The sequence below is a fragment of the Gemmobacter denitrificans genome, from assembly GCF_036964905.1.
Classification (GTDB): Bacteria; Pseudomonadota; Alphaproteobacteria; order Rhodobacterales; family Rhodobacteraceae; genus Gemmobacter; species Gemmobacter denitrificans.
The window spans coordinates 632,923-642,713 of the sequence record NZ_JBALHR010000001.1; the positions used below are offsets into that span (position 1 = coordinate 632,923).

General features: G+C 59.3%; 16 protein-coding genes. All 16 read right to left on the minus strand.

The genetic code is table 11. The features are described from left to right. Positions 1 to 61: 61 nt before the first annotated feature. Positions 62 to 493 carry a GTA-gp10 family protein gene (locus V6590_RS03015; protein WP_335419282.1) on the minus strand — a complete coding sequence of 144 codons (432 nt, stop codon included), beginning with the start codon at positions 491 to 493 and terminating at the stop codon, positions 62 to 64. Further along, on the minus strand, positions 493 to 921 hold the full coding sequence (locus V6590_RS03020; protein WP_335419285.1) for a phage major tail protein, TP901-1 family: 429 nt from the start codon (positions 919 to 921) through the stop codon (positions 493 to 495). Before V6590_RS03020 ends, V6590_RS03015 begins: the two co-directional genes overlap by 1 nt. Before the next feature lie 47 nt (positions 922 to 968). Beyond that, positions 969 to 1,388 carry a DUF3168 domain-containing protein gene (locus tag V6590_RS03025; RefSeq protein ID WP_335419287.1) on the minus strand — a complete coding sequence of 140 codons (420 nt, stop codon included), beginning with the start codon at positions 1,386 to 1,388 and terminating at the stop codon, positions 969 to 971. Then, positions 1,381 to 1,554, minus strand: coding sequence for a hypothetical protein (locus tag V6590_RS03030; RefSeq protein ID WP_335419290.1), 174 nt, complete (start codon positions 1,552 to 1,554; stop codon positions 1,381 to 1,383). The genes V6590_RS03025 and V6590_RS03030 overlap by 8 nt, the downstream gene beginning before the upstream one ends. Next, the gene (locus V6590_RS03035; RefSeq protein WP_335419292.1) at positions 1,547 to 1,906 is read right to left on the minus strand and encodes a hypothetical protein; all 360 of its coding nucleotides are present in this window, start codon (positions 1,904 to 1,906) and stop codon (positions 1,547 to 1,549) included. The genes V6590_RS03030 and V6590_RS03035 overlap by 8 nt, the downstream gene beginning before the upstream one ends. Continuing rightward, a complete protein-coding gene (locus V6590_RS03040) occupies positions 1,903 to 2,235 on the minus strand; it encodes a phage head closure protein (protein WP_335419295.1) in 333 nt (110 codons plus the stop codon). The genes V6590_RS03035 and V6590_RS03040 overlap by 4 nt, the downstream gene beginning before the upstream one ends. A gap of 1 nt (position 2,236) precedes the next feature. After that, a complete protein-coding gene (locus V6590_RS03045; RefSeq protein WP_335419298.1) occupies positions 2,237 to 2,770 on the minus strand; it encodes a head-tail connector protein in 534 nt (177 codons plus the stop codon). Beyond that, positions 2,767 to 2,940: a hypothetical protein gene (locus V6590_RS03050; RefSeq protein ID WP_335419301.1), complete on the minus strand. Its 174-nt coding sequence runs from the start codon at positions 2,938 to 2,940 to the stop codon at positions 2,767 to 2,769. The genes V6590_RS03045 and V6590_RS03050 overlap by 4 nt, the downstream gene beginning before the upstream one ends. Positions 2,941 to 2,998: 58 nt before the next feature. Beyond that, complete coding sequence (locus V6590_RS03055) at positions 2,999 to 3,448, minus strand: hypothetical protein (RefSeq protein ID WP_335419304.1); 450 nt, start codon at positions 3,446 to 3,448, stop codon at positions 2,999 to 3,001. 12 nt (positions 3,449 to 3,460) lie between these two features. Further along, positions 3,461 to 4,684 (minus strand): phage major capsid protein, encoded by a 1,224-nt coding sequence (locus tag V6590_RS03060; protein ID WP_335419307.1) that lies wholly within the window; start codon positions 4,682 to 4,684, stop codon positions 3,461 to 3,463. Positions 4,685 to 4,689: 5 nt separating this feature from the next. Continuing rightward, complete coding sequence (locus V6590_RS03065) at positions 4,690 to 5,361, minus strand: HK97 family phage prohead protease (RefSeq protein WP_335419309.1); 672 nt, start codon at positions 5,359 to 5,361, stop codon at positions 4,690 to 4,692. Then, the gene (locus V6590_RS03070) at positions 5,348 to 6,538 is read right to left on the minus strand and encodes a phage portal protein (protein WP_335419312.1); all 1,191 of its coding nucleotides are present in this window, start codon (positions 6,536 to 6,538) and stop codon (positions 5,348 to 5,350) included. The genes V6590_RS03065 and V6590_RS03070 overlap by 14 nt, the downstream gene beginning before the upstream one ends. A gap of 44 nt (positions 6,539 to 6,582) precedes the next feature. Continuing rightward, complete coding sequence (locus tag V6590_RS03075; RefSeq protein WP_335419315.1) at positions 6,583 to 8,253, minus strand: terminase large subunit; 1,671 nt, start codon at positions 8,251 to 8,253, stop codon at positions 6,583 to 6,585. Then, positions 8,250 to 8,717, minus strand: coding sequence for a phage terminase small subunit P27 family (locus V6590_RS03080; protein WP_335419317.1), 468 nt, complete (start codon positions 8,715 to 8,717; stop codon positions 8,250 to 8,252). Before V6590_RS03080 ends, V6590_RS03075 begins: the two co-directional genes overlap by 4 nt. Before the next feature lie 104 nt (positions 8,718 to 8,821). Continuing rightward, positions 8,822 to 9,157 (minus strand): HNH endonuclease, encoded by a 336-nt coding sequence (locus V6590_RS03085; RefSeq protein ID WP_335419320.1) that lies wholly within the window; start codon positions 9,155 to 9,157, stop codon positions 8,822 to 8,824. Next, positions 9,132 to 9,317 carry a hypothetical protein gene (locus V6590_RS03090; RefSeq protein ID WP_335419323.1) on the minus strand — a complete coding sequence of 62 codons (186 nt, stop codon included), beginning with the start codon at positions 9,315 to 9,317 and terminating at the stop codon, positions 9,132 to 9,134. Before V6590_RS03090 ends, V6590_RS03085 begins: the two co-directional genes overlap by 26 nt. Positions 9,318 to 9,791: the final 474 nt, after the last annotated feature.

Consider the following 9,791-nt stretch of genomic DNA (forward strand, 5'->3'; position numbering starts at 1 on the left):
TCGATCACAAGATCGGTCTCTTTCGGAGTCATCCCCCAAACCTGCGACGGCAGAAAGGCCATCACGCCGCAGATGTTGGCGACTCTGGCCCTTGCGTCGTACCGCTTTGCCCCTGCCCCGGTTTCCCGCCTAGCGATCCAGCCGACTTTTTTTTTGAGGGTGCCTTGGCTATGGCGGGCACGAATGCCAGCCCGAGCAACCGCACAGCCAAACCCCGCAGATACAGGTTTTCAGACGGCGGCAGCGACGCCACCAGTGCATCGGCCCTCACGTCATCCATCCCGCCGCCGATCAACCCAAGCGCAACCAGATCACGCACATGGCGCACCTGCGGCGGGCTGGCCTTGCCGATCAGCTGATCCCACAGCTCGAAGATGCCAAAAGGCGTATACTGCACCTCAAAACGCTCGATCTCTGCATTTCTCAGCAGCAGACGGCGGCTTTCCCCGCCGATCTGCTCTGTCAGATATTCAGCTGAATGCGCGACTGCCATCAGGTTGCCGTGAACGTGATTTCGCCGGTCGAAGCCAGCGCCAGGCTGTAGGTCACGCCACCCTCTTGTTCGCCGCCATATTCGACAGACGAAAGGAAGAACGCCCCCTGAAAGGTGCCAAAGGAAGGCACGATGATCTGAAAGTTCGCAATCGGGCTGTCGGCCATTGCCAGCGTGTTCAGACTGGCTTCGGCTGCTTCATCTTTGAACAGACCGTTCCCGCTGACAGACACCCGTTTTGTGCCCCCCAGAACCTCGGTCCAAAGCGCGCCGCCGGGGTCGGAACAATCCGCCGTGGTCACGTCGATTTCGCTGTTGTTGATCGTCAGGGTCTTGGATGTCAGCCCGCACAGGACGGTGAAGGCCTCGGTCGGCGAAGCACCGTCGCCGATCTTGATCAGGAGCGCGCGCCCCTTTTGCTTTGCCATGATCTGGCTCCTTTTCGGTGATTTGCCTTGCCAAAGGGCGGTTTGGCTCAGTCGGCCAGAGCGGCCTCAAACGCCACGATTGCGACGTAACTCTGCCCGTCACCGGATCGGCTGACGGTCTGTGTCGTATAGGTGCACCATTCGGCCCTGTATCCGGTCATGGCCGCCGTAATCGTGGCCTCATGGTCGTTCAAGGCAGCCCGGATCGCATCGGCGATGCGCGTGGCCTCAACCCTGCCCGCTGTGGGTCTGGAATGGGCCTCGATGGAAAACGTGATGTTGTGGTCATCGACACAGGACAGGCGTTCCGGGGCCAGATCAACATTGCCAATCCGCACATAAGAAAAAGTCACCTGCTGCGGCGGCTCATCGTAAACCCGCTCACTGACAAGGGTGGACAGCCCCGCATTGGCACGCAGCACCACGATCAGCGCTTTCTGCAAAGCAAGGGCGGGGCCGTCAGCCATCGACTACAATCCGACAAAGAAAACGGGCCATGCGTTCGGCTTCACTATCCACATCCACACTCTCCGGGAAGATCATTTCTTGAATGACCAAAACCCGAATCCAAACCTGGACAACAGCCTTGCGCCACCATGGGATAAACAGCTTGAGGGTGATAACTTCAGCCATTGAACAGCTCCTTCACGGACTTGTTGACAGCTCTTTTCGCACGCGCGCCATGCCGCTTGCGGGTCACCGCCAACGCAGGGTTCACGAATGGGCGCGGCCCTCTTTCACCTTCAATGACCTTCGACTTCGGCCCGAAATCCACCAGCACTGACCCATCTGCATTTTGCGTGGCATTGATCTTGTCGCGCTCGTGTCCATCGCCATGAACATCATCACCGACCGGGATAAGCACCTTTGCCGTGCGCACCAGCTCATCGCCAGATTGCCTGTTGGCGCGATCGACATTCATCTTGATGCGATCTGGCAGCTGCGACAGCTTGCGCGCCAGTTCCTTGCCGCCGATCACCGTCATGATGCGGCTCCGGCCTCACAAAGCAAATCCAGCATTGCGCGATCATTTCCCACCTCGACCACGCTGCGAATGTTCCAAACCTTGCCGCGCGCCGATACCCTATCGGCTTCAGTCAATGCTCGGCTGTCAGAAGAAGCGCGTATGCGGATGGTTGCGGTCTTTGATGCTTCCACCCTGCCCGCGTCAACGCGCTCTTTCCCGGGCGTCTCGCGCACATCTGCCCAGACGGTCATGTGATCAGCCCAGCCGGTCACGGTGTTGCCGTATCCGTCATCGCCAGAGGTTTGGCGCTGGATAGTGACGCGCTCACGCAAACGGCCCGCGTTCATCTCACATGTCCGCCCAGCGCATTGCAGTAACCAGCGCTTCAACCGCCAACGGCAGATTGGAAACGCTTTGACCAATCACCACAGATTCACGGTTTTCATACCAGTGGCCGACAAGCAGTTTTACCGCCGCCTGCGCCGCTGGCAATTGCTGCGCCGCCATGGCGCAGGTGTAGTCAATGCGAACTGTGTCATAAGGGCCGGTCACTTCGACATAATGACCGCGATAGTCAGATTTGAGCGTTGTCGTCACCGCGACCGTTTCGCCTTCAGCATCATAGCCCGTCGCAGTGATCGCGCTCACATCAGGCAGCGCCAATCTTGCCGTTTCAGACGATGTAAATTCCTGACGCCATGTCTGCGCCTTGATCGCCCGCCCGAGCACGCCCTTCCATCCGTCAAGGTGTGCAACCGCCGCTGCCTGTAAGGCCTCAATCAAATCATCCTCGTCGTCGTGGTCAACGCGAAGGTGCAATTTCAGATCTTCCAATGCCACCACTGGATCAGTTGGCGCGGTGACAAGTACGGGCGGGGTCACTTGCGCGCCCTCTTCGGCTGCTTGGGTTCCGGCTCATCCTCTTGCAACGGCTCAATCAAGCCCAATGCCTTTGCACGTTCCAGAAGCTCACCAGAAAGAACAGTTCCAGCAGTGAACATCTTGGGGTGAATTTCGCCTTCTGGCACGGCAAACCAGTCTTGTTTCAGCATAATTGCCTCCAATCACCATAGGATGGGGGCCAGCCGCCCGGCCCCACACCAATGTTGATCAGGTCGCTGCGATGTTGATCGCGGCATCTCCCTTCGGGGCATAGCGCGGTTTCTGCAGGGCCCAGACTCCGTTCACCACAGCATTGGTGCCGGTCGAACCGGTGACGACAGCGCGAATATAGCGCTTCGACCCACGGTAGCCGACACAGCCAACCGCAATGCCGTCCGAAGCGTCGCTGGTGACAGTCAACGCGGTTTCCAGCCCGATCAGGTCAGCGTCCGCAACGGCGGTAAAGTCAGCCGCTGCGGTGGTGTCGCTTTCCTGAATGGCGACCGTGAACCCGGTAGCGTCGCCAGCATCGGTGACGGTGCCGGTCTGGAAAAGGAAGGTGGCCGCCTGATAATCGGCCACGTCCACAATGTTGCCAGCCGATGGCGTGGTGCCGCTCAGCGTGGCCGAGATGCCAAAGGCAACGGTCGTTTCAGACCGCATGTCGATCTTGTGCATGGATTTCGCTCCTTACGCGGTGCCGAATTTCAGCAGCTTGATTGCGTCAAAATCGGTGACGCCACCGCCGACGCGCTTGGTGGTGTAGAACAGGACGTTCGGCTTGGCGCTGAACGGGTCACGCAGAACAGTGACGTTCTGCCCGTCAACGATGGTGTAGCCCGCCGAAAAATCACCGACAGCGATGGAGAAGCTGTCAGCACCGATGGCGGGCATGTCATCCGCGACATATGCCGGGCGGCCCTGGACCGTGCGAACCAGCGATCCGTCGCCATTCAGCATTTCACGAAGCAGGAACGCGCCGTCACCGTCCTTCAGGACAGCAACCTCGGCCATGGTCGTGTTTTTCATCATCCACGAGGCATTGGCCTGATAGGCCCCCTGCAGATCGTAGAAAAGCCTGACCAGAGCGTCAGCCGCGTTCGGCGAACCCGCAAACGCGCCGGATGCCCCGGTGACGCGGTATTGCAGCGCTTCGCTTGCCCGGCTGTCATCAGCGCCAGTTGCCTTGCTGTAGGACAAGAACCCCTTTGGCTGGTTGGACCCGCTGCCGCTGACAAAGGCCGTGGCCTCGGCCCGCGCAAAGCGATCCGCGACATAGCCAGTCAGCCAAGCTTCCACGTCAAACGCGGCATCATCAAGCAGCCGTTGCGTGGCTTTCGGCATTGCCGAAAGTTCATGCAGCGCAATGCTGATCCGGTTGATCGTCGGCGTCGTCGTTTCCGAGCGAGCTTCGGATTCACCAGCCCATTGGAATCCGGCGTCGCCGCGCTCAACCAGAACGTCATACGATCCGCCCGAAGTTGCGACAACAGCGGCAACCTGGCGCACAGGCGACGAACGGCGCAGGCGCTTCTGAATGCCGTCGCGCATCGTATCGCGCACCAGATACCCGCCGTCAGGGTTCGAGCTGGTGGCCATGGCCTTGATTTCCTCGGGCAGTTCAACGCCCTTGCGGAAATATGCGTCCATGGCCTTGGCTTCCGGCGTCATGCCGTCAGGCTTGCCAGGGCGGTTGCCCTTGGTTTCCAGCGCATCCAAACGCGATTTCAGTTCCATGCTGGCCTTGTCGGTCGCGTCGAGCTTGGTTGCCAGTTCGGCTTTGATCCGGCCCAGCGTTTCTTGGTCGATGTAGTCGCCCTGCTTTTTGGCCAATTCATCGGCCTTGTCGCGGGCGGCGGTTGCGATCTTCTGCGTTTCCGCAAAGAGCGTCTTGACCTCTTCAATGTCTGCCATGTGTTTCACTCCGTGGCGTTGATTTTCTGACGCATGAACTGCGCCAACTCACCGAGGCCATCGCCAGCGTCCCGCATGGCCTTGACCGCTTCAAACCCGTCAGCCATCAGCCGACGAGCAACCGAACGAGAAAGCCCAGCGTCCTGCGTGAGAATCCGTTCAAGGTCTCTTTCCGTCAGATCGGCGGCCTTGACCGCATCGACCCGCGCCCGGCCATTTGCCGGGAATGTCACAACCGACAATTCGACCAGATCAACCGCCTTAAGGGTTCGCCTAGGTTCATCTGGTTTGGTGCCATAGGTGAATTCTTTGGCGCGATACCCAATTGACATGCCGTCAAGCACGCCTTCACGCATCGCACCGTAAATCGTCTTGCCGCGCTCCGTGTCCAGATTGATAAGCTGGCCTTTGACGCGGAGCCCCGTGTCATCCTCTGACATTTCAAGCCACTTGCCGATTGGCAAGGCATCCATATCGCTCATCATGTAGCCACCATGCTGCACCAGCATTGGCGGCAATGACTTGGCGTTCTTCCAGTCGCGCAGAGAGCTTTTAAAAGCCCCCTTCAAAATTACGTCGCCATATGAATCAACGTTGCCAAAAATGGCCCCGTATCCCTCAAACGTGCCATCTTTGGCCACATCATCCGGCGCGAACTTTACCTCAAACCGATCCATCATTGCCCCCTTGTGGGTTCATTGCCCCGGCAGACAGCCGGTTGGCGGCGGGGTCATCAACCGGGTTTAGGCCGACCTCTGCCCTGATTTCGTTTTGCGTCATCCATGCCGGTGTGCCGCCTGCGCCGAGCGCCTTGGCGTAATATTCGGCTTGGTCCTTGAAATCACCGCGCAAAAGGTTGCGCTCGTCCAGATCAACGCGCAGCCCTTCGGCGTGGCTCAGAATGTCCCGTGCGCAAGATTCTTCCCAACGCGCCACCCAAGGGCCTAACGTGTGAATCACATGGTTGCGGAACATTTGCTCCGCGCTGGCAAATGTCGCGGCCTTGTCTGCCTGCATCAGCATGATCGGCTGAACGCGGAACGCCCGGGCGATTTCCTCAATTTGCAGACGGCGCGTTTCGATGTACTGCGCATCGACATTGGTCATCGTCATGCTGTGGAACTTGGCGTCACCATCCAGCACCGCAATTCCGCCTTCTCCATCTGGCCCATAGCGCTGCTGCCAAGTATCCCGCAGCTTTTCCTTTGCTTCGCCGGAGAGCGGCAGCGTAAACGACAGCACGCCAGACGGTTTCCCGCCATTTCCGGCCAGCCTTGCCTGTTGCCGCTCAAGAACCCGAGAAAGCCCGATTGCCTCCCTTGCGGCGCGGATCGCTGGCAAACCGCGAAAACCGTCAATTGACGGGCCGCGCAGGTAGAAAACCTGATCCAACTCAAAGTATCCATGCGTCTTGTCGGAATAATCAACGCGAATGCGCAGAGAATAGTCGGACCTTTGCTCGATTGACCAAGCGCCAGGCGGAACCGGCAGCAACTCCCGAACTTGTCCGTTGACCGTGTTTTTGATTGCCAGCGCGCCGCCAGCCAATGCGGCGTTAAAAACCATACCCTCGCGAAACTCGTAACCAGTCTGCCAATCGTTTGGCTTGATCGCTAGCAGCCGATGTGCCCAATGATCCTGGCGCATTCTCAGTCGGGGCAATCCGTCACCGTTTGCAACGTCCTCGACCACCCGAACCGGCATTTGCCCGATGCCTTCGGCAATCACCCTTGCGGCGCAAAACACCGCCGTCACGTCCAAAGCCGTCAATGGGCTCACAGTCTGGCCAGACGCCGTGCCCCACCCAATCCAGCCCATCAAGCCAGAGAGCTGCGACAATGACAGCTCTGTCACGGATTTGCGCTCTGACGCCCCGCGATTAAATGGCCACCAAGCTGTCATAGGATCATAAGCCCTTCATGCTCGAGGTATGACCCCGTTTCCTGCTCATCCAGCAGCCACCGGCCCAACGCCATCATGCAGGCAACCGGGCCGTCTATCTTGTTCTCCGCCCGCTCTTTCGCTGGGCTGTGAATGTCGCCAGTCCGCGACCGGTTCACCACGTTCGACAGCATCCAGGCAAAGACCGGATCGCCGTCATGCGACAGCTTCCCGTCAGCAATCAGCGCGTCCATGCGCCTCATTGGCTCGTTCATCAGGGTCGGCTTGTTGGCATAGTCGAAACAGGCCAGCCCGTTTTCCATCAGCTCAACCGCCATCTGGCGGCTGTGCAGCGGGTCGAACGCGATTTCCCGAACCCGGAACCGTTCGGCCAGATCCAGTATGTCGTCGCGGATCACCCGGTCATCCGTCACCGCGCCATCAGTCTGGAACAGCCGCCCCTCGTCGCGCCACGTCTGGAAATGTTCGTTTTCGGGCCGGTCAACCGTTTCCTCTGGCAGGTAGTAGCGCCCAAACCGCGCGTAGCCATTGCCATGCCGGAACAGCAATTCCACCGCCGTAAGATCGCGCTTCTCGGCAAGGTCGATGCCGATGATGCACTCTTGCCCTTCGAAGTCCTCCAGCCGGACAATCGGCGCTTTCTGATACCGCAGCGTGTCGAAATAGGCGGCCCGGCTCTGCACCCAGACATTCAGCTTCTTGGTCTTGAATTGCCCGGCCTTGCGCGGCGTCGTCATCGCCTCAGCCTGTTCAGCCAACAACCCCTCTTCGAAAACGCTGACCCCGTAATTCGGGTTGGCCTTTCTCAAGACCGCTGGGTCTGTCCAATCGTCACCATCGTCAATGCCGTATATCATGGCAAAGGTGTGATCGTCGCGCCGTGAGCCCTCCAGCATTTGCTGGGCTTCCTGCTGCATGGCGTAGCAGGGCCCGGCGATGTTATCCCCTGCCGTGGTGATGACCAGCACCAGCGGCTGTTCCCGCGCGCCCATGCCGTTTTCCATGGTCGAGAACAGCGCGTCGGTGTCGTGCTCGTGGTATTCGTCAACGATGGCGCAAGACGGTGAAGCCCCGTCGCCCGGGTTGCCGATCAGCGGCTCAAAGCGCGACCCGTTGCCAATGGCATGGATATTCTTCGCGTTGACCGTCAGCCCGTAGTGCGAAACCAGCGCAGGGCTTTTCTGCGCCATCATCTTAGCCGGTCTGAAAACCTCCCAGGCTTGCTTTTCTGTGGTCGCCCCGGAATAGACCTCTGCTCCAAACTCGCCATCGGCGCAAAGCATGTAAAGCCCGATCCCGGCAGCCAGTGCCGACTTGCCGTTCTTGCGCGGCACCAGCAAAAACGCGCGCCGGAATCTCCGCTTGCCCGTGTTCTTCTGCAGCCAGCCAAACAAGCTGACCACGAAAAACACCTGCCACGGCTCAAGCTTCAGCTTCTGGCCCTTGGCCGCCCATTTCCCTTTCGTGTGCGGCAGTTGCTCGATGAACGCGCAAACCCTGGCCCCGGCCTTCGGCTCGAACCGATACCGGAACCCATCGTCAGACTGCCATTCCAGATCGTCCAGATGGCGCTGACATGCCGCCTTGATGTAGCGGCCCGCTGGTATTTCCCCACTGACAACCTGCCGGGCGTAAATCTCGGCAGTCGCGGCGTAGCCCTGCTTCAAATTGCCTCGTCAAGCGCGCCGAAGGGGTTGGTTTCCTTCGGCTTGCCGACGCTCACCTTCGACCGGGCCGATGGCGTCAGCCCGAAACCTTCCAAGAGGCTTTGCGCGTGCCGCATGGCCTCGTTGCGCATCCCTACCTCAGGGCGGGCGCGATACATCACCCCACCCTTTTCGTTTTCGGACGCGTAGGTCCGCCCGCCGTCCTCAATGACCGCAGTCAGAAGTTCGACCTCTTCAAGCCGTGAAGCCAGCAATGCCAAAGCGTGCTGATCGTCAGGCGACGCAATGCCCATGCCGTGCAAGGTTGCGCTGATCTGGTCAAAGATTTCGGTTGCCCGATTAGACAGCCATTCCGGTGCGACGGCGGTCCCAGACTTGGCCAATGGCTCGTCATAATTTACCCTGTGCGGCCTCGTTTCGCCGCCAAGGATCTTCAGGTGCGTAGGCTTTGGCTTGCGTCCCATGCACGGCCCGCCTTTTTGTCTTGGTTTCGTCCGAGTGGAAATTCAGTTGACCGCGCCGGTTCTCTGTCGCCCGGTCCAGAGATTGACCCACCCCCCTGTGGGTGTCATCCGGCCATCCTGCGGGCCTGTGCGGCCTCTCTGGAAGTTTTGCGCTTGTGGCATGGCCTGCAGATGCACTCAGCATTCCCTGCGCTGTTCTCGCCGCCCTGTGATAGCGGGGTGATGTGATCGACCTCATCGAAGGCGGTCACGCGGCCTTGCCGCCTGCATGGCTGGCACATGGCTAGGTCGCGGGCAATTACGGCTTGCCTGATGGCTTGCCAGTCTTTGCCGTATCCGCGCTCTTGGCGTGTGCCTTTGCGGTCTTTCCATCCGCCGTGCGGCTTAGCTGTGCCTTGGTGCTGGTGCGGCAGCTTATGCCTTCCGGGTGCTGGTGGCATGGTCTTGCTGTTTGAATGCTGACTCAAGCGCGTCAAGCATGATCGCCATGACCTGCGCTGCCTCTTGCGTGGTCAGGCTCAGCACCTCGACAGTTGCCACCGTGTTGCCTGTGGCTGTGCTGATGATCTGTCCGCCCTTGACTTCGATAAACATCTGCATGGTGTGTCCCGCCTTCCGGCCTTCCCGCTCGCATGATGTGGCCCCACGGGTTGACGCGGTGATGCGCAGGCGCGGCGATCTCAGGTTGACGGGGTGGCCTGTGGGAGAAGGGGCCGGGAATGACAAAAGCGCCAAGGATTTCCCCAAGGCGCTCTTTTCGGCATAGTTCGTCGCCGATTTTCTCCACCATACGCTTGACAGGATGTTGTGTCAAGCATGCGGTTGCTGGGCTATGAGTTGTGTGGTGTGCGCCATGATGATCGCCAGCAACCACGCCCGGGCGGCGTTTGATGATCTGGCAATGAACCTTTGGGCTTTGATATCTGTCCGGTGTGAAATGACCGCAAACCAATCAGCCAATGCTTCACGCTCGCCAAGGTCGCACAGAATCCAATCTTGGGGGTCTATATACCTAACTAGCCACTTGAGCCGAGAGTGAGATGGCTAGCGAGATTGTCTAGACACTAGATTCTT

Bases quoted from the DNA above. Each gene is read 5' to 3' on its own strand.
- V6590_RS03015 (WP_335419282.1), bottom strand. From the start codon at position 493: ATGGCAGTCGCGCATTCAGCTGAATATCTGACAGAGCAGATCGGCGGG.
- V6590_RS03020 (WP_335419285.1), bottom strand. From the start codon at position 921: ATGGCAAAGCAAAAGGGGCGCGCGCTCCTGATCAAGATCGGCGACGGT.
- V6590_RS03025 (WP_335419287.1), bottom strand. From the start codon at position 1,388: ATGGCTGACGGCCCCGCCCTTGCTTTGCAGAAAGCGCTGATCGTGGTG.
- V6590_RS03030 (WP_335419290.1), bottom strand. From the start codon at position 1,554: ATGGCTGAAGTTATCACCCTCAAGCTGTTTATCCCATGGTGGCGCAAG.
- V6590_RS03035 (WP_335419292.1), bottom strand. From the start codon at position 1,906: ATGACGGTGATCGGCGGCAAGGAACTGGCGCGCAAGCTGTCGCAGCTG.
- V6590_RS03040 (WP_335419295.1), bottom strand. From the start codon at position 2,235: ATGAACGCGGGCCGTTTGCGTGAGCGCGTCACTATCCAGCGCCAAACC.
- V6590_RS03050 (WP_335419301.1), bottom strand. From the start codon at position 2,940: ATGCTGAAACAAGACTGGTTTGCCGTGCCAGAAGGCGAAATTCACCCC.
- V6590_RS03055 (WP_335419304.1), bottom strand. From the start codon at position 3,448: ATGCACAAGATCGACATGCGGTCTGAAACGACCGTTGCCTTTGGCATC.
- V6590_RS03060 (WP_335419307.1), bottom strand. From the start codon at position 4,684: ATGGCAGACATTGAAGAGGTCAAGACGCTCTTTGCGGAAACGCAGAAG.
- V6590_RS03065 (WP_335419309.1), bottom strand. From the start codon at position 5,361: ATGGATCGGTTTGAGGTAAAGTTCGCGCCGGATGATGTGGCCAAAGAT.
- V6590_RS03080 (WP_335419317.1), bottom strand. From the start codon at position 8,717: ATGGGACGCAAGCCAAAGCCTACGCACCTGAAGATCCTTGGCGGCGAA.
- V6590_RS03085 (WP_335419320.1), bottom strand. From the start codon at position 9,157: ATGCCACCAGCACCCGGAAGGCATAAGCTGCCGCACCAGCACCAAGGC.
- V6590_RS03090 (WP_335419323.1), bottom strand. From the start codon at position 9,317: ATGCAGATGTTTATCGAAGTCAAGGGCGGACAGATCATCAGCACAGCC.